The sequence below is a fragment of the Paraglaciecola sp. IT1134 genome, from assembly GCF_058068185.1.
Genome location: NZ_CM176486.1, coordinates 2,286,196 through 2,305,884, shown reverse-complemented (window position 1 = coordinate 2,305,884; position 19,689 = coordinate 2,286,196). Strand labels below are relative to the sequence as shown.

The following is a 19,689-nucleotide window of genomic DNA, read 5'->3' as shown; positions in this document are numbered from 1 at the left end:
TAACTCAGGGTGTCTATGAAGGTCGAAATAGTAATGTTCCCTGCAACCAAAGTTGCGGTTATAGAGCATATTGGATCACCCGCCCTTGAATACGAGTCGATTAAAAAACTGGTTGCTTGGCGCATGGTAAATAAGTTGCCACCCTCTGAGTTGCACCGCAGTTATGGGGTTCATTACAACGATCCTGCCAACATTCCCCCCTCACAGTACCGAGTAGATTTATGTGTTTCTGTTGTTGATGACGTGGAAAGAAATGCATTTGGGGTAGTGACTAAAATCATTCCGGCTCTGCGCTGCGCCAAGACTCGTCACTTAGGATCACGTGAAAATGTGACGGCTGCTAAATTCCTGTACCAACAGTGGTTACCAGGCAGCGGTGAGGCACTAGCTGAATTTCCAGTTTTTTTTCATTATGTTAACGTTGGACCCCATGTGCAAGGTTCAGAAATGATCACGGATGTTTATCTGCCCATTCTTTGAGTGCCTTTCATTAACTGGCAGATTATCTTATGGTCGATTTATATCTGGTTTTAGAGTTTCTGTATTTATTTTAAATTCTCTATTTATCAAACTTCTAACTTGCCGCTAGTTAACCGTGCACCTTGTTTGACGATTATCATATCGAATTTGTTACTTCTTTACCCATAGCCGCCCCCGGGCGGTTTTTACTCCTAAAGTATGACTTTTTCTATGCAAAGGAAGCATGTGAGTACCGGTCCAAACCACCTATTCTAATAATAGGAGTAACGCACTGGTTTTAACCCATTTGGTTAAACCCTTTGACCAAAACTCATCGCTGAATTTTCTAGTTAATGATATGAGGTACGATATGATTTATGCAAACCCGGGCAGCGCAGATGCTGTAATCAAATTCAAAGCAAAATATGAAAACTTTATCGGTGGTAAATGGGTCGCTCCCGTAAAAGGTATTTATTTTAAAAATTTAACGCCTGTTACCGGCGAAGAGTTCTGTGAAATCCCGCGCTCAAGTGCCGAGGACATCGAACTAGCGTTAGACGCGGCCCATTCAGCTAAAATTGCTTGGGGGAAAACCTCGGTTCAAGCTCGCTCCACTATCTTGTTGAAAATCGCTGATCGATTAGAACAGAACTTAACCATGTTAGCCGTTGCTGAAACGTGGGACAACGGTAAACCAATCAGAGAAACCCTTGCCGCCGACATTCCGCTGGCAGTTGACCACTTTCGTTACTACGCTGGATGTATTCGAGCACAAGAAGGCAGCATCTCGCAAATAGATGATGACACTGTGGCCTATCATTTTCACGAACCTCTAGGCGTTGTTGCTCAAATTATTCCTTGGAACTTTCCAATACTGATGGCAGCATGGAAACTTGCACCGGCATTAGCTGCGGGCAACTGTATTATTCTTAAACCCGCAGAACAGACACCTGCCAGTATTTTGGTGTTGATGGAACTCATTGCAGACTTGTTACCTGCCGGTGTATTAAACATTGTTAACGGTTACGGGAAGGAGGCCGGTGAAGCATTAGCAACCAGTACACGTATCGCAAAAATTGCCTTTACGGGTTCCACTGCAGTGGGTGGACATATTTTAAAATGTGCGGCCGAAAACTTAATTCCTTCTACAGTCGAACTTGGTGGTAAGTCACCTAATATATTTTTCAAAGACATTACTAATTTTGAGGATGATTATCTTGACAAATGTGCTGAGGGTTTTGCATTAGGCTTCTTTAACCAAGGCGAAGTTTGTACCTGCCCGTCTCGCGCACTTGTACAAGAAGACATTTTTGACGAGTTCATGGCACGGGTAATAGAAAAAACCAAAGATATAGTCCAAGGCAATCCTTTAGACGACACCACTATGGTTGGCGCCCAAGTGTCTAAACTACAGTTTGATAAAATCATGGGCTATTTGGATATCGGTCGCAACGAAGGTGCAACTGTGCTTACGGGAGGAAATGCAAAACAACACAATTCTGAATTCGACAATGGCTTCTATATACAGCCTACGATCCTCCTAGGTGATAATTCAATGAGAGTGTTCCAGGAAGAAATTTTTGGACCGGTTATCTCTGTGACCACCTTCAAAACACCAGATGACGCACTAGCCATTGCCAATGACACAGCCTACGGTTTGGGCGCTGGCGTTTGGACACGCGATGCTAACCTGGCCCATCGTATTGGGCGAGGTATCGAGTCTGGTCGAGTCTGGACTAACTGCTATCACTTATATCCTGCACATGCCGCATTTGGAGGATATAAAAAGTCAGGTATTGGTCGTGAGACACATAAAATGATGTTAGACCACTACCAGCAAACTAAAAACTTACTGGTTAGCTACAGCACGTCTCCTATGGGCTTCTTTTAAGAAACTTTAGAGTGCTCCGCTTCTGACCCACGTCAGAAGCGGATACCTAAAAGAAGGCGGCACCAGAGAATTATATGCCCTTAGCCATGTTATTTCTGCTCACACTCTACCGGGTTAGCACGCTGTTAATATTGCTTGTTTCTTGCCATACACTTGCCAATAACCAAACCACCTATGTCCCCCCTGAGATCGCTCACATATATCCTAGTGCAACCCGTGTTGGTCCTCAGGATCCTGACATTGCGGTTACACCTGTCTATCAACTTGATGAACTCCTTGGCTACACATTTGAATCGGATGATTTTACCCACTTCATTGGATTTTCAGGTCAGACAATCAACCTGTTAATTGGACTGGATACACAAGGTGTCATCACTGGTATCAAGGTGCTGAACCATCACGAACCCATCTTTTTGCATGGCTTGGGCGAGGACCCGATGTTTGCTTTTATAGACCAATACTCGGGGCATTCAATTAAAGAACGCGTCATTATTAACAGTCGCGATAAAAACGCCTTTGAAGCAACCTACTTTGACGGCGTCACCCGTGCCACCATCTCTGTATTAATCATCAATGACACGATCATCGCATCAGCACTGAAAGTTGCACGGCAAAAACTGGATGGATTCTTGGCCTCACAACCGAATCAAATTAACACCGCGTTTTTTGAGCCACTGTCCTTCAAGCAATTACTCGCCCGCGGCTACATTCATCACTGGTATGTTGATACAAAGTCAGCTTCCTCCATTTCTGCTAAATTGTCTGATAAAGTCCAATCCATCGCAAACGGGGCGAGTAATTTCATTGATATTTACCTTGGGTTTATCAACATTCCCATCATTGGTAAAAATATTTTAGGCCAATCTGAATACCAACGGTTACTTGAGGAGTTGTCCCCCGGAGAGCACGCGCTGATGTTTTTTAATCAGGGGCGTTATTCATTTGTAAGCGAAGAATTTATTCCACAAACCATTTCAAGCCGATTGAGTGCTGAGCAAGGCGGATTTCCAGTGGATGTGCGTGATATTGACTTTTATAGTTATTTTTCTCCGCGTTACGCTGTGGATATGCCCAAGTTCGATGACCAACGTGTTTTTCGCATAAAATCGCAATCTGGGTTTGATATCAGTCGCCCGCTAAACCTGCAACTATCGGTAAGTTATAATTCGTCTTTCTTGTCTCAGCACGAATATGGGTTTGAATTTGAAACCGCACCAAACGAAGCACTATTCGAAGCGTCCCCTCGGGACTCAACCTTGGCTAATACCCAGCCTTTGTGGCAACAAATCTGGCTGGCAAGAAAAGCCGAGATAGCCGTTACTGTTGTTTACCTAGGGTTTTTACTGTGGATATTTATCAAGCAACATAAATTGGCTCGTAGCGCAGATAAGGTTCACAAAATCCGTCTCGTTTCGTTAATATTTGTCCTGATATTCGTCGGATTTTACGCACAGGGTCAACTGTCGGTGGTGAACATTTACACCTTGCTGTTAGCGATAAAGAGCGGATTCAATATAGAGGTCTTTTTGCTCGACCCGGTGATATTCATTTTGTGGGCTTTTGTATTTGTTACATTATTTATATGGGGCCGTGGAGTATTCTGCGGGTGGCTGTGCCCCTTTGGTGCGTTGCAAGAGTTTGCGGGGCTGATAGCTAAAAAATTACGAATTAGCCAAATCAAGATAACGCCAAAACACCATAACTTGGCCCAGAAACTCAAGTATCTGATTTTAATTGGTTTGGTTGTTTGCTCCTTTTATTCTTTGACATTAGCTGAACAACTTGCCGAAATAGAACCATTCAAAACGAGTATCACACTCAATTTTGTTCGCTACTGGCCCTTTGTTTTATACGCAGTTCTTCTGCTCGCTGTGAGTTTGAAAATACATAAATTTTATTGCCGATACTTATGCCCTTTAGGTGCAGGCTTAGCCGTAATGGGCCGTTTCCCATTGTTCAAATGGCTAACGAGACGCAAAGAATGTGGCTCACCCTGTCAACTGTGTCGAAGCAAAAAATGCGCTATTGATGCAATCAATCAAGACGGCGCAATTGATTATGGAGAGTGTATACAGTGTCTGGAGTGTCTAGTAACCATTGAAAGTCCAAAGCTTTGTGTGGTTGATAAATATCATAAAAAATCCATACCCATTTCAAAGATAAATTGATTGGCTTTTTCACGGACCACATCGATCCGAGACGGGTTATGGCACAGTGATTAATTTTTTTGGTATAGCTTATTAACGCTATATGATGAAGCGTAAAATTTAAAAACCTTAAGGCATTAACATGTCCGACATAAAAACAATAACGGCAATTAGCAGGTCAGTAGATCCCTTAACTGCAAGCCAAGAGCTCTATCAACAATTGGCGCATCCCGATATCAGCTTCGTTCTATTCTACTGTTCGTCGATTTATGCGTTAGATGCTCTCGCTTTAAACATGAAACAGGCCTTTTCAGCAATCGATATTGTGGGCTGTACAACGGCCGGGGAAATAACCCAGGACGGCTACGAACAGCACTCAATTGTCGCGATTGGATTTTCTTCAGTACACTTTGCTATCAATGCACAAATTGTTAAATCGATGAATAAATTTAACTTGATAGACGCCCAGGAAACCATTAACAAACTCACTGAAGCCTGTTACTCGAAAAAGTTGACCGGTATCAAAAACAATAGCTTCCTTTTAACCCTCCTCGATGGCCTGTCTTCAGATGAAGAGCAATTTTTAGTTACCCTTAATTCAGCGTCTGGCGGTATACCCCATTTTGGCGGCTCCGCAGGTGATGACATTCATTTAGCGAAAACTCACGTATTCTACCAGGGCAAGTTTTACCAAAATGCGGCTATTGTCATCATGGTAAATACTACCTGCCCATTTGAAGTATTTAGTTGCAACCATATTAAATTACCCACTAAAAAAATGGTCGTCACATCTGCGCATGCTGAAAGTCGAACCGTCTATGAATTAAATGCGGAGCCCGCCGCTCTAGAGTACGCAAGGTTATTAAATACGGACGTAAAAAACCTCAGCCCAGAAGTGTTTTCACTTAATCCACTGGCCGTAAAAGTCGGTAGCCAATACTACATTCGTTCGATTCAAAAGGTAAATGAGGATGATTTCAGTTTGACCTTTTACTGTGCAGTTGATGTTGGGATCGTGCTCAGTGCGGTTGAAATGGATGATATTTTTTATTCTCTGGACAACGAGCTGGTCCGCATATCGTCAAAGTATGGAGAGCCAGAACTTGTGTTGGCATGTGACTGTTTTTTACGAAGACTCGAAATAGAACATAAGAATCTTGTACCACAAGCAAAAGCCTTGCAAAACAAGTACAAGATTACGGGATTTAATACCTATGGCGAACACATCGCTGGTACTCACCTCAACCAGACGTTTACCGGCGTTTACATTGCACGAGGAAATGAATGAGCGAGCAAGCCATACACCAAGAATTACTACAGCTTAGGAATGAAAACGCTAAACTAAGAAAAATTAACGACGCGCTGATACAGCGGGTCGAGCAAGGGGGCGGCAACCAGTACGCCCCTTACGCTGCGTTTGAGCATTCAGTGCACCTGGCGGAACAAGTTCGAGAAAAAACCCAAATACTGAATGAAACCTTGGCTGAGGTCGAGCATAGCCATCGCGCGCTCAAACAAGCCAATGCGCAGGCTAATATATTCAAACAACGTTTCATCGATGCCATTGAGAGTATTTCAGAAGCATTTGTATTGCTCGATGAAAACGGATTGATCCTGCTACAAAATACCATCTTCGCTAATTTTTGGAGTACAACAGGGATCTCCGTTAAGGAAGGGGCGAATTTCAACGACTTGAAAGAACGGGCTAAAACCAGTGGTGTAATTCGACGGGCCACACCTGGTAATGCGCAATCAAGCCCTGTTTACCAGTTGTCAGACGGGCGCTGGTTTCAGCTTAATGAACGACGCACCAGCGAGGGTGGTTGGGTTATGTTGTATACCGACATTACTGACATAAAAATGGCGGAATCTGCGCGTTACGAACACGGGATGACCCAGAAATCCGAGTTATTGCAAAGCTTAATCGATAATTTGTCACAAGGTGTCGTGTTAATCAGCAATGCCAACCAGATTGAAGTGTGGAACAAACGCTTTACACAGATGAGTCAGTTGTCACCCAGACAACTTCTGTCAATGCCCTACTTTGCCCATTTAAAAAATTTAACCGAACTGGATTTAGGCGAACATCCCAAAAACAAAGACGGTTTCTACGTACAAACTCTAACGAACGGCACGGTACTGGAGATCCGAGATCACCGCCTCGTTAACGGTAAGCTAATCAAAACCTATACCGACATAACGGTTCGTCACCGTTACGCCGAATCACTGGAGAAAAGTGAACGCTGGTTGAGGCTTATTACCAATAACGTACCTGCCATGATTGCGTATATCGGTGAAGACCTTAAGTTTCAATTCACCAATCAAGTATATGTCAATTGGTATGGCTTGCAACAAGGTAGCCTCGATGGACAATCCATTAAACACAGCCGTGTGGGTTCAGACTTTTTAACGTTACAACCGTACATTGAACGTGCATTGAAAGGGGAAAGCCTAAGTTTTGAAATTGATGAAGAAAATCATGCGGGTGAACTTCGTCATTTACTAAAATCCTACGTACCCAATCGCAATGCTGAGGGCAAAGTACATGGATTTTTTGTTTTAGTTCGTGATATTACCGATCGAAAAAAGAATGCAGTGGCGCTGCAAAAAGCGCACGACCAACTCGAATTGCGCGTTGAGGAACGAACTTCACAGCTCAAAAATCTAAATGACAAATTGCTGATCGAAGCAAAAGAGCGCCGTCAGGCTCAAATTAATTTGCTTAAAGCTAAGCGCGAAGCCGAATTTGCCAATATATCCAAGACCAAGTTCCTTGCAGCGGTTAGCCATGATTTATTACAACCGCTTAACGCCGCGCAACTTTTCACCAGCTCTCTTGGAGAAGTTTTAGTCGATAATGAAGCAAAACCCATTGTTGACTCAGTGACCAATTCTCTTGATGATTTAGAAAATTTAATTTGTACCTTGGTAGATATTTCCAAACTGGATGCCGGCGTAGTAAAGGCCGATAAAGGCACCTTTAAGTTATCAGAGTTACTGGACAATTTAGCCAATGAATACCAGCAGATCACCCAGCATTACGGGGTTGAGTTGCACTATGTATCATCCGATGTAATGGTCTTTAGTGACAGCGTTTTATTGGCCCGTATTTTACGTAACTTTCTGTCCAACGCCTTTAGGTACACAGGCAATGGTAAAGTACTGTTAGGCTGTAAACGCCGGGGTGATCATGTTGCAATTGAGGTATGGGATAGCGGCTCTGGTATCGCTCAAGACCAATTAAAAGAGATATTTAAAGAATTTAAACGCCTTAAATCATCCCATACTGCGTTTAGCAACGGGCTGGGTTTAGGCTTAGCCATAGTGGACAAAATCGCCACCGTACTCAAACATAAAATCGCCGTTAATTCCGAGCTTGGTAAGGGCTCAGTATTCTCAGTGACCGTCCCTATTTGTGCGCAAATTGAATCCGCAAAATCCTTAACTCTTCAGCATAGCACTCAAAGCCACACTGATTTTTCTAATTGTCATGTTTGGTTAGTAGACAATGATATGAATGTATGTGCTGGCATGTCACGCTTACTTGAAGGCTGGGGTTGTATGATTATCACTGCAGTAAGCTTGAATGATTTGGGTACTAAAGTAAATATTCAGCACGGTAAGGTAGATATATTGATGGTTGATTATCACTTAGACGATGACGAAACGGGGTTGGATGTAGCCAATCAAATAAATCAAACACGTAGCGCGTCGCTACCCACCATAATGATCACCGCTAATTACAGTCAGTCACTTAAAAATGAAATTAATAACAGCAAAATACTGTTGTTAAACAAACCCGTGAAACCAATGAAATTAAAGACGTCCATGCTTTATCTTTTACGCAAGGTCTAACGCTTTAAGTACTGGTTGAAGTCAATGTTGCCGCAGCCGACTACCACTTTAACGCGATTAGTGGCCCCCAATTTTTTAAGAATAGAAGATACATGGGACTTAATTGTCGTTTCAGAAATATGTAGGTTGTAGGCAATCTGCTTATTGGCTTCGCCCTTGGTTAAATGCTTCAACACAATTAATTCACGGCGGGTTAGCAGAGATATTTTTTCAGGTGAAATTTCACATTCATTCGACGGACTCGCCACCGCTTGGGAGCGCATAATATTGGGCGGCAAATACACATTGCCTTCAAAAACACTTTCGATGGCCTCCCCAATCACTTTTTTTGAAGAAGACTTGGCGATAAAGCCAACGGCTCCGTACGACAGTGTCTGTAGTATTTTTTGCTTTTCCGTTTCAGCCGAGACAATAACCACAGGTATCGTTGGACACTCATTTCTGACATCAAGCAAACCATTCAAACCGGTCATGCCTGGCATATTTAAATCAAGCAGAATCAGGTCGATATCATCATTGTCTTTGACAAGAGCAAGTGTTGACTTGATATCTTCGGTTTCATAGGTCGTTGACCCAGGAAAGGCCGTACTAATAGTATTGATTATCGCTTCACGAAACAAAGGATGATCATCAGCAACTAGAATTTTATACATGATGCCTAACGCCATGTTTTGAATAGCTTATTCTACCCTAAATGTGACCTCAACAACCAGTATTTTAACCCTTTTTTAACACTCAATGGCACGGCAAAATGTATCACTTTCCCGTGCTGGATTTCCAAACGCGGGCTTATTCATCCTTACCCATCAAAATACTCGGCGTACCGCCTGATGAGATACGCACAGCATCCCCCGCTACTTCTTGCATTTGTGCACTATCCAAGGCTCGTTGTAAGGCAGCCATAGAGGTAAATGGCATCATAAACATTTGATAATATTTAGGAATTTCATCACCTACTGAAGCGAAACGCGTCACACTGTAAGGCACGTCAGGCCCAACAGGAATATCCATTTCCCGGTGGAATAATTTAAGATGTTGCTGGTAATCTTCGTTGAAAGTATCCACGTCAGTGGGTTGTGGGTACAAAACTATTAACTTAACGTTTTTCATTACATACCTTTCTTATTAGTCGTAAAATAAACACTCGTTAAAGACCCGGTTAGAAGATCACCACGGCCCCAATAGAGAGTGTATCGTTGTCCTCTTTCACGAGGGAGTCCGCCACATCAGCCTGAGTATGGTTATATTCAAACACAGCGGTAAGCCCAGAGCGTATGGTGTTAAAATAGGCGATTCCGGTATTTTTATGTTTGGCATCAAGAATGCTATTAGTATTTTCCACCTCGGTTTGGCCATGGGTTAACACAAATCGATGGGCATCTATAGTATATGAAGCTTGGATCAGCATGCCGTCAGTCTCAATGGTTTGTGCCCCGACGATTTGATCTAATCCAGCCACATGCCCCAACCCTTTAGTGCTAAAACCTGATGCAGTGAATCCAAATCCAGCAAATTTGATATTGGCTCCATAACCTACCCCTGACTGGTCTTGAGCCTCGCCATCAACTTCACTTGATTGACTCACGCCACTTAACCAGCCTTTAAACGCCCCCCCTTCAAAAGTGGAGTTGAATGTTAATTCGGCTTCAAAACGCGGTAAATCTTCAGAAGAGTCTGCCGCCACTTTATTCGGGTCCATCAAGCCTAGCGCAATTTTAAAACCACTAAATTCAGGGGAGCGATAGGTGATTTGCGCCTTTGGAAATGGATAAGTGTAGCCCGTACTAATATTACCAAATGATACGTTTCCACCATCGACCAAGCCAAAAAAATCAGATGTTTGGCCAAACCCGAGTAATAACTCGTCATTGAGAATATTAGAGCGGTTAAAAAGACCAAAGTCCTTACCAATCAACACTTCTCCCCAATCAGCACTGATAGTGGCGTAAAACTGGCGAACATCGATAAGTGAGCCGGTGCCAAGATCAGCCGGAGACGCATCACGATTGTTGTCAGTATCATTTATCGATACCCAAAAAGATGAGCGCATTTCAATTTTCATATCAGACATTTGGTTGGCAAAATTAAAGCCCACGTTATTGGGTAAAAAGCCCATTCGCACCCGCGATTGGTCTCTATCGCTCTGAGCCCCAGTTGCGTCAGTGTGTTCGATCGAACTATTGGAATAAAAGGCATTCACTAAACCGTCGGTACTAAAACTAAGTCCGTCCTTCTCGTAGACTTCAATCTTTGCATTCGCGCTAGTTGCCCATGCAATTGCTGCTGAGATAAATCCATACTTGATTACATTATTCATGATTGTGTTTCCCGTTTTTTATTATCTTTCAACGGAATAATATAAAGACGAGGCGCATTCGAATATTCGTCAACTTAACGAAATATCGTGTTATTTAGGATGACGAGATAGACGTAGTACTTAAGGAGGGAGACGGTTTTTTGGCTTGCACAGATAAACCCGTTACACGAACCGCTCACCTGATCCTATGCTTTATCCCGTAACGATAAACTTGATGGAAGACTCGATAGGAACGTTGCGGAACAGGCGCGTGATCATGTTTATGGTACATTCGCCATATTGTTTATACTAATGACTGTTTTTTTAATAACCTTGACAACATAGCGCATGGTTAACCGAGTGAGGAGTAAGAAAATCGGCACCGCTACTCCTTTTGCTAATGTTTTATCGACTGGCAATCCAAACGAATTAAACGCATTAAGTAGGTAATCCAGTAAACCCATTGAGTAATAAACTATGGCAACAATCGACACCCCTTCAACCATTTGTTGCAGGCGCAACTGCACTTCTCCCCTTTGATTAATGGCCTGGAGCAGTTTTTGATTTTGCTGCTCAATCGATAAATCCACACGGGCTCTGAGTAAACCACTGGCCCGCTCAATACGACATGTGAGATCGTGCAACCGATGAGTTAATGCTTGGTATGTTCTGATCCCTGGGCTTAGTCTTCGGGTAACAAACTCGCCAATTCCCTCAATAACGCAAATATCTTGTTCTTTTAACTGGTCAAGACGTACGCACACCAGCTCATAATAGGCATTCGTGGCACTGAATCGATAACTGATATCGGCAATAAACTGCTCAGTTTGACTGGCTAAACTCGAAAGACTCTCTAACATTTGACCGTCATCGTGATGAAACACATGGGCCATTTTTTTGTTAATACTGACACGGCGCTGTTCCATATCCGCAACCTTAGGCGCCAACTCTCTAGCGATTGGCAGACTTGGTAGCGCCATCATTTGATAAGTTTCAATTTCTAACAAGTGCTGAATTAATCGCCCAGCCTGATAATCGGTTAATCCGTGTGATTGAACATATAAACGGCCAACCCCATCTCTGTGCAAACGAAAAGACGCAAATACGCTGGCCCGGCCATTTGCCACCTTACTACCAAGAACTTGACTACCTTCGAAGGTCTTTTTACGTCTCTGTTCAGTCAATTCAGTATCGCAAATAACAAGATTGACCGCGCTGACCAGCTCACCGACTAATTCATCAAACTATTGCCGAGGTACATACTCGATGGCGTAACCATCGAATAATAAGGGGCTGATGCCTGCTCTGATAAAGGTATAACTGGAAAATTCGAGATGCTTCTCCCAGCGAATGTCAAACCCACCAAAATTTTGGTAATAGCAACAGGCATCTGCCGCCGGTGGGTTCACATTGTAGCCCGTACATAACGCACAGAGCTTAACAAATTACTGATGGCGCTCTTGCTCAGAAATCCGCACAGCAAGGTGACTAATAGAAGTCGAGATAGCAATTTTCAGCGATGGCCTATTGTGTAATTACTGAGCGATGTTCTGACACCCAAAGCCGAGGTTGGCTATGTTCCCCTATGCTTTGTCGTGTGTATTTTGTGAGCTGAATTGCCACTACGAACCCACAACATTCCTCGAAATCATCTTAGTTAACACGCCCAGCAAGTAAGTCAGGGTACTTAGCCATGAGTTTTGCTTGCCACTTAAGCTCGTTAATACCAGATTCACTTCGTGGACGCGCCAGAGTAACGTGTTCTTGATGCACAATGCGACTCGGCGGTGCACTCAAAAACAGTATGCGATCAGCTAAGTAAATTGCCTCATGCAAATCATGGGTAATAAACACCACGCTGCACTGCTGGCGTTGACAAAACTCAATCAGCAACAAACGCAAACGGGCAGCTGTTGGGGCATCGAGTGAGTTAAATGGCTCATCAAGCAATAGCAGTTGCGGGTTAATCAAGAAAGCCCGGGCAATACTGACTCGCCGTTGCATTCCTCCAGATAGTTCCCTGGGGTAGTAATCTTCTTTACCGGCTAGCCCCACACTGTGCAGCAGCGCCCCCATTTCTTCAGGCGTAGCAGTATGTGCAACTAACTGCAGGTTTTGGCGAACTGTTAACCAGGGCATCAAACGTGGTTGCTGAAATATATAGCCGATGTGGGTATTGTGCCCACCGGCAAGGGGTTCCCCGTTGAGCATAATGCTACCGGCAGAGCATGATTCTAGCCCACTGATCATATTAAGTAAGGTTGTCTTGCCGCAACCGGAGGGCCCGATGATGGCCACAAACTCCCCAGCCGCCAGAGTAAAATCGATGTTCTGGAGTACCGTTGTGCAATGCGAGAATTGCTTATCTTCAATGTGCACCTCGAGTTCACCCATGGGTTCCTCCCCTTGCAATCCATTTATCAAGCGGCCTGAAAATCAATGCTTCAATACATAAAATAATGCTGATAAATGCAAAGGTGTATGCCAGTATTCCGCTGATATCAAAAAACTGAAACTGCGTATTTAGAGCAAAACCTACCCCATCGCTGCGGCCAAGCAGTTCAACCACCAGCACTATTTTCCATATCAGCGACAGCCCGGAGCGTGCAGATGCCATTATGTAAGGATAAAGCTGGGGTAAAAACACGCGGAAAAATGTCGTTTGTGCCGAGAGTCGATAAACCTTGGCGACGGCGAGTAAATCTTGATCTACTACCCGAGCGCCTTCTCGTATCATCACCACCACAGTCGGCACTTTATTAAGGATCACTGCTGCTATTGCTGCACTTTCTACTAAACCAAACCAAATGTAACACAGCAATATGGTCACCAATGCCGGCACATTCAACGCGATGATGAGGGCTGAATCAGTCAGTTTGTTCACTCTATAATGCGTCCCCATCACCACGCCAAGCAAAACACCTAAAATCATCGAGATAGTAAAACTGATGAAGACCCTGTTGAGAGTAACAAGCAGATTAGCCGCCATATCTCCTTCACTCAGATGAAAGTAGATACTTTCGAGTACGGCTAAAAAAGTCGGAAAATCCGGACTAGACACCCACAACGCTGCGCATTGCCAGACTAACCCGAGCGCGACTATGCCCATTAATCGCTTAGCCAGCCTGCCAAGCAGCCCATTCGTTATGGCACTGGCCTTTGTGATGGCGTCACCCCCCGAGAAGCCCTTCATCTTTTGGCTGGCGCCATGAGCAAGACTATTTTGTTGCGGTAGATCACTAGTAACTTTCATGATCTTCAGTCGGTATTAAGGTCACCTGGCTTTCATTAATCGTCCAAAATGTGCCTTTATGCAAAGATGTCGCCTTGCCCACCAGACTTTGTCCACCTTGCTCGGCTAACACCTTAAAAATTTGCTTACTGGCGTCGATCTCATCCGGGCCAAACTGATGAAGCAAGCCTGCGCGATAATCATTTTTGAGGGTGGAAAACACAGAATCATCCTCGGCCTTGGTGAGTTTGCGTATACGTTGCCATTGTGCATCTGACGAGTATAAAATCTGTTTCGCCTCCAATGAAGCTTGCAAGAAACCCTGAATAGCTTGCGGATGTTGTTGTGCCCAATTCTCATCAAATACCCAGCCTAATAAGGGTACATCGGCATCAATTTGAAGCTCAGCTAACATCTGCGGTACAGTGATAAGTAGCTTGAAACCTTGGTTTTTCAATCTTGCACCGTAGTGCCAAAAATTAATCCCCCCATCCAGCTCGCCGCGTAACATCAATACATTGAGCAGCGCTGGTGAGGTAAAGCTTGGTAAGGTTTCTGTTTTGATATCAAAACCATATTTCTTGCGCGAGTACGCTTGTAAAAGCAACCAATTTTTGTCTACTTCACCACCCGCAATGCCTATTTTATGTCCGCGCAATCCAGTCACATCTTCAATGCTTGAATCTGCAGGAACATACAAGCCACCTGTAGCGATCGACGTGGGAAATAAAGTAAAGCTTTTCTGATTAAAACGCTGACGATTAACCCACAGCCAATCCGTTAAAATGATATCAACGGCTTCACTTTGCAGGGCCACCGCCGAGGCATTCTTACTGGCTAGTGAAACAACATGCAAATTAAAGTGATATTTTTCATCTAATTTGTGCTGTTTAATCACGTCCACTTCCCAGTTCACCGTGCCATATTTCAATACGCCTAAGCGCACATCGGGAAGATTGCCCGCCTGAATACAAAAGCTGGTGAAAAGCAGTAGAACAGTAAAAATATTGAACATGTCTTTTATCCTTGTACACCGAATTAGAATGTTGCTGCGATCCCTAAATGCAACGCTCTGGGCTGGCCGCCAAAGAAGCGATACGCACCAAAAGCATAATCAGCCCGACTGGCATAACGCTCATCAAATAAATTTTCTATGCGCGCAAGAAACGTCACCCGGTCGTTTAATGCCAGTTGACCCCGTAGCTGGACAACATCATGGCCTTGGTATTCATGTTCATTTGCGGGATCTAAGTAATAACTGCCCACGTGTGCCCATTCAAGAGAAAGATCCGTTGTAACTGTCGGTTGCCAAGCTAGCCTGACATTCGCCAGTTGCCGCGGAGCAGTATCAATATCTTTGCCTTTGACCACTTGGCTGCTTTGACGATCAGACTCGTATTGGTGTATTGCGTAGGTGTAATTAACCGCCAAATTGAGGTTGTCGAGAATGGGGTAATCAAGTCCTAGCTCTGCGCCTTTGTGGGATGTCTGAGCGTCTGTGACATTTAGGCCATTACTGTCCCGAAAAAAGAAATGATCTTTGGTCATATAGAACATAACCAATTCGTAGTTAAGTGTTTTCCCTAGGCCACGCAGACCAATTTCTTGACTCTGTATTTTCTCAGAGTCAATTTGCCCGACAACTTGCTGGTTTTGAATCCGGTATAAATCAGTGGTCTGCGGTGCTCTAAAGCCTTGGGACCAGTCGGCGAACAAAGCCATATCAGGCGCTATTCGATAATTAAACCCTGCCTTGGCACTGAAATTTTCAAAGCTGTCGTTACTGTCTTCAGGGCGCTGATACAAGCAAGGCACAGCTTCATTGTCACGGTCCACACAACTAGAGCCATCCGCTTTTGTGGTGCCATCAGCGATAAGGTTATCGTAATCATAGTCATTGACATCAAAGCGGACACTGGCTGAGAAATCTAGCCGTTCGTTGTATTGCCAATCAGCTTGAATATAAGGTGCGATGGTAAATACATCCACATCGTAGTCATAATGCACACCCTGCTGACGCGCCTTACCAAAGCCAAAAGTACTGGCTTTTTGCTGGGTTTCGGTCAGCTCCCCAGCGGTCCATTCAGCATCAGTGCCGATGATAAGCGCTAAATCTTCGTCTACGCGCCAGTGATAACTACTGGTTACACCGACACTCGAGTGACTATTTTCTTCAATGGCTTCAGAGGGTAAGTAATGCTGACGAAACTCCATCGAATTGGTACGTAAATACGCAGTGATTTGAAAATAGCCATCTTGGCTCAACTCCCGCTGCCATTTACTGGCTACACGCAAAGATGACCATTTACGATAGGCATCTTGATCGCAGTTTTTCTCCATGGCGTCACTATCTTTGTACAGTACGTCGTCAGCAAAGATAGAGCTATAGCAGCCCTCACCATTATCACCAGATGCGATAAAACCCGCGGTATCTTGGTCAAGTACAAAGCCTGAAACAGTGGTGGTTATGGCGTCTTTGTCATAACTGTATTCATGGCGTAAGCCCACTTTTGCCGACTGGAACTCGCTGTTGTCACGGTATCCCCCGTCGTCAATAATTTGGGTATTAACACTGAGCCCATGATCGCCAAATATTTTCCCGATACTGCCCTGCAGTTGATATTGCTCATTCGGGCCTGCCATCAGCGAAATATCCCCTGCGTCCCGCACTTCCTTGCCAATCACATTGACCACGCCATGTACCGCGTTAGAGCCATAAATTGCACTGGCAGGGCCACGCACAATTTCAACTTCTTTTGCTTGGGCGAGATTTAATTCAGATAACGCATTGTTGTTAGCAAACCCAGCCGAACGCGTAGCAATGCCGTCTTCAAGAAACAAAAAAGCTCCTGCAGCACCAGGGCCGGTTAACACAGGTGAGCGCAGCGATGGTAACGACTCCATACCGTTATTTGCCTGCACGTGTACCCCTGTTGCCTGATTTAACAAATCACTGGGATAGACCGAACGTACTGACTGAATATCTCGCTCAATAATGCGCTCTAAGTTACCGGAAAGTGTGAGTAAATCAGATGCTTGACGCGTACCTGTCACGACGATGACATCTGATTCAGCAGATAGTGCGGGCAAGTCGTTTTTATCGGTATTGGCATCAACAAAACCACTCGCTGCAATAAGTGATAACGTGAATACAGGGCTTAGATTTTGAATAGATCTTCGAAACATCAATGGCTCTCTACGTGTCCGGTAATGAAGGTTTATCCTATTGCTAGCCTCGCCTAAATTCTTTCCTCCTTTAGTATGACTACTCTCGTCAATTGTAGCGGAATCTCTACCTTTGACGCATACATAACAATTAAATGAGGAGTGAATAACAACTAAAATTGAACGTGCATGTTAACCGATATTCCCCGAGGGCTAGCCGGTCCAATGAAATAAGGCTCGTCTATTTCAAGATGTACCTCACCTAGCACTTCATCGGGTTCACCATAGGTGCCAAAGGTATGGTACTGACGATTGAACGCATTATCGACGCGCGCAGATAGCGTGGTAGCTTGAGTAACCTGGTAATTCACATACAGGTTAGCCACAGCATAAGATGGCACTTTTTTATGCTCATTCGCTTCATCTGAGCGATAATATGACGATGACGCAAATAGCCATTCAGCCCCTAAGCTAACCGCATCAGTTATATCCCAATTGCTGTGCATTTTCACCTGATGTTTCGGTTGACCAGGAATATTGTCACCCGCTTCGACTTGACGGTCGCCACCAAACGGATTATTTGGGCTAAAAGATACAAATGGTGACTCGAACGTAGCGTCTAAGTAACTGTAGCTTGCGCCAAACGTCAGGCTTTCGCTGCTGCGTAAAAATGACAGTTCCGCGCCCTGGCGATTGGTTTCATCAACATTGATAAAATAGCCCTGAGACTGGGTAACACCCGCCTGCTGAAAGATAATATCATCGGTGCTTTTGGTCCGATACAGCGTACCGCTGATAGTGTTGCCGTTTGCCTGGTAATCGAGAGACGCCTCAAGGGTTTTGGCGACGACTTTGTTCAAAGGCGGATCCGCCACAAAACCATTTGGTAATTTACAGGGGTCATCTTCATCTGCACAACTGAGCTCAGCTGGGCTGGGCATACGGGACGCCTCACTGTAACTTAACGATGCCGTCCATCGCAGGCTTAGGATATATTGCAAGCCGACTGCAGGGTTAAATCGATTGAAGTCGTGCTCGCCATTTAGCGAGCCGTCCCCCACATCGATACGATCATGCATGGATATTTTATTGGCGTTATAACGCCCCGACACACTGAGCAACCAGCGATCATCTAAGCGCGCAAAATATCCCCCGTAAAGATAATGATTATAGGTTTTCACGCCCAACCTGACTTGCGAGCCAGTGTCGAAAAATCCCGTTGCCGAAACCGAACGGTCGTCATCAGCGGTGCTGTTGTGCAAGATGCCAAATTCGGTATCACTAACAAAATCAATATCCGCCTGATCGATGCCGCCGCCTAAGACCCATTCATGTTCAACCTGCGCTGTCTTTTTGTTGTACAAAAACTGCATAGCTAAGCCGTAACTTTTGTTTTGAGTGGCGCTTTGATTCAAGGTGCCATCGATTGAATCAGCATCGATATCTGAAATTTCACTGAAAAACGTATCAGAGGAATAACCCACAAAACCAACCCTCTCAAGCTCATCATCCTCTTCTTCACACAGAGTAACGACACTATCAAACTCACATACATCAAAATCGCTGTCATCACCATTAGTGGTATCAATATTGTTAAGGCGAAAATAACTGTTAGTCTGTAATTTGAAGCCATTACCCAGGATTGACTGAGTGTTCAGCGCAACCATGCGATAATCATTTTCTGTTTTATCTGGGTAGGTATAAATTGCGGCGCTGCCCTCTATCGTTTGTAGTTGCTCGGGAACCGCGCCATTGCCGGTTAATTCGTTATCATTGGCCGACAACAACATGTCCACATGATGAGTTTCGCCGCGGTAAGTCAGGGTAGATAAAAACTGTTTAAGATCACTAGCGGAAAAGTCACGCCAACCGTTTTCGTGTAAACGATTAAGCACCACATAATATCCCCAGCGATCCTGATTGCCGCCGCTTTGCAGGGTGAGTTGTCTTTGACCGAAACTAGCCAATTGCAAGTCCATTGCATTTTGATCGTACACGAAGCCATTTTTAACCCGCATATTCAGCGCACCGCCCAAGGTATTTTGCCCAAAACTGGGGTTCGAGCCAGAATACAACGCGACATTATCTAGTGCAGCCAAAGGAATGAGGTCCCAGTTAACCGTATCGCCGAAGGGCTCGTTAAACCTTACACCGTTTAAATATACAGAAATTCCTTGAGGCAAACCTAACAATGGTGAGGCAGTAAAACCACGGTATTGCACATCAGGCTGAAACGGATTGTTCTGTACATCATTGATATGCACACTCGACAGGCGGTTTTTCATGTGTTGCGACAGTGAGGTAACGTTATTCTCTGTGAGTGCTTCCCCAGAGATAGATTGAATGCTGCCAATTATGCTGGTGGTAGATTGTTCACTGAACAGTGGATTCTGGCCGATGATATTAATGGTTTCCAAGCTGGCTACTTCATTTGTGAGTGCATCCAAACTGAACAACACACCTACCGCTACTAAATATTTCATTATCATCACCACAGCCTTATGTTTGCAAACAGTGTAATGAAATCTAGCGATTATTTAAGAGATCCTTATTCTAAAAATGACTCAGAGATAAAATAATTTCAATAAACTCATGTAGTTAAAAATAACCGCACAAAAAAAACCAGCCTAAAGTAGGAGAGTTT

13 protein-coding genes and 1 pseudogene are annotated in these 19,689 nt (G+C 44.2%); 5 read left to right on the top strand and 9 right to left on the bottom strand.

The window, feature by feature from the left end; all coding sequences use genetic code 11:
- Window positions 1–15: 15 nt before the first annotated feature.
- The 5 genes from AC3RV5_RS10020 to AC3RV5_RS10000 all read left to right on the top strand — a co-directional run bounded on the left by AC3RV5_RS10020 (window position 16) and on the right by AC3RV5_RS10000 (window position 8,352).
- Entirely contained in the window at window positions 16–480 is a 465-nt protein-coding gene (locus tag AC3RV5_RS10020; protein WP_489731781.1) for an AraC family transcriptional regulator, read from the top strand.
- A 349-nt stretch (window positions 481–829) separates the two neighbouring features.
- Window positions 830–2,350: an acetaldehyde dehydrogenase ExaC gene (gene exaC / locus AC3RV5_RS10015; protein WP_489731780.1), complete on the top strand. Its 1,521-nt coding sequence runs from the start codon at window positions 830–832 to the stop codon at window positions 2,348–2,350.
- 74 nt (window positions 2,351–2,424) lie between these two features.
- The gene (locus AC3RV5_RS10010; protein ID WP_489731779.1) at window positions 2,425–4,518 is read left to right on the top strand and encodes a 4Fe-4S binding protein; all 2,094 of its coding nucleotides are present in this window, start codon (window positions 2,425–2,427) and stop codon (window positions 4,516–4,518) included.
- Window positions 4,519–4,639: 121 nt separating this feature from the next.
- Window positions 4,640–5,785 carry a nitric oxide-sensing protein NosP gene (gene nosP, locus AC3RV5_RS10005; protein ID WP_489731778.1) on the top strand — a complete coding sequence of 382 codons (1,146 nt, stop codon included), beginning with the start codon at window positions 4,640–4,642 and terminating at the stop codon, window positions 5,783–5,785.
- On the top strand, window positions 5,782–8,352 hold the full coding sequence (locus AC3RV5_RS10000) for a NahK/ErcS family hybrid sensor histidine kinase/response regulator (protein ID WP_489731777.1): 2,571 nt from the start codon (window positions 5,782–5,784) through the stop codon (window positions 8,350–8,352). The genes nosP and AC3RV5_RS10000 overlap by 4 nt, the downstream gene beginning before the upstream one ends.
- Here AC3RV5_RS10000 and AC3RV5_RS09995 read toward each other — a convergent pair.
- The 9 genes and pseudogenes from AC3RV5_RS09995 to AC3RV5_RS09955 all read right to left on the bottom strand — a co-directional run bounded on the left by AC3RV5_RS09995 (window position 8,349) and on the right by AC3RV5_RS09955 (window position 19,528).
- Window positions 8,349–9,005 carry a response regulator gene (locus tag AC3RV5_RS09995; protein WP_489731776.1) on the bottom strand — a complete coding sequence of 219 codons (657 nt, stop codon included), beginning with the start codon at window positions 9,003–9,005 and terminating at the stop codon, window positions 8,349–8,351. The two genes, AC3RV5_RS10000 and AC3RV5_RS09995, sit on opposite strands and share 4 nt — an antisense overlap.
- Before the next feature lie 136 nt (window positions 9,006–9,141).
- A complete protein-coding gene (locus AC3RV5_RS09990) occupies window positions 9,142–9,462 on the bottom strand; it encodes an EthD family reductase (protein ID WP_489731775.1) in 321 nt (106 codons plus the stop codon).
- 49 nt (window positions 9,463–9,511) lie between these two features.
- Window positions 9,512–10,669 carry a porin gene (locus AC3RV5_RS09985; RefSeq protein WP_489731774.1) on the bottom strand — a complete coding sequence of 386 codons (1,158 nt, stop codon included), beginning with the start codon at window positions 10,667–10,669 and terminating at the stop codon, window positions 9,512–9,514.
- Window positions 10,670–10,929: 260 nt separating this feature from the next.
- Window positions 10,930–12,057: pseudogene (locus AC3RV5_RS09980) on the bottom strand (DUF3422 family protein).
- Between the two features lie 244 nt (window positions 12,058–12,301).
- On the bottom strand, window positions 12,302–13,042 hold the full coding sequence (locus AC3RV5_RS09975; RefSeq protein WP_489731773.1) for an ABC transporter ATP-binding protein: 741 nt from the start codon (window positions 13,040–13,042) through the stop codon (window positions 12,302–12,304).
- Entirely contained in the window at window positions 13,035–13,901 is an 867-nt protein-coding gene (locus tag AC3RV5_RS09970) for an ABC transporter permease (protein ID WP_489731772.1), read from the bottom strand. The genes AC3RV5_RS09975 and AC3RV5_RS09970 overlap by 8 nt, the downstream gene beginning before the upstream one ends.
- Window positions 13,888–14,895, bottom strand: a complete 1,008-nt coding sequence (locus AC3RV5_RS09965) for an ABC transporter substrate-binding protein (protein WP_489731771.1) — start codon at window positions 14,893–14,895, stop codon at window positions 13,888–13,890. Before AC3RV5_RS09965 ends, AC3RV5_RS09970 begins: the two co-directional genes overlap by 14 nt.
- A 23-nt stretch (window positions 14,896–14,918) precedes the next feature.
- Window positions 14,919–17,066: a TonB-dependent receptor gene (locus AC3RV5_RS09960; RefSeq protein ID WP_489731770.1), complete on the bottom strand. Its 2,148-nt coding sequence runs from the start codon at window positions 17,064–17,066 to the stop codon at window positions 14,919–14,921.
- Between the two features lie 152 nt (window positions 17,067–17,218).
- A complete protein-coding gene (locus tag AC3RV5_RS09955) occupies window positions 17,219–19,528 on the bottom strand; it encodes a TonB-dependent receptor (RefSeq protein WP_489731769.1) in 2,310 nt (769 codons plus the stop codon).
- Window positions 19,529–19,689 lie beyond the last annotated feature (161 nt).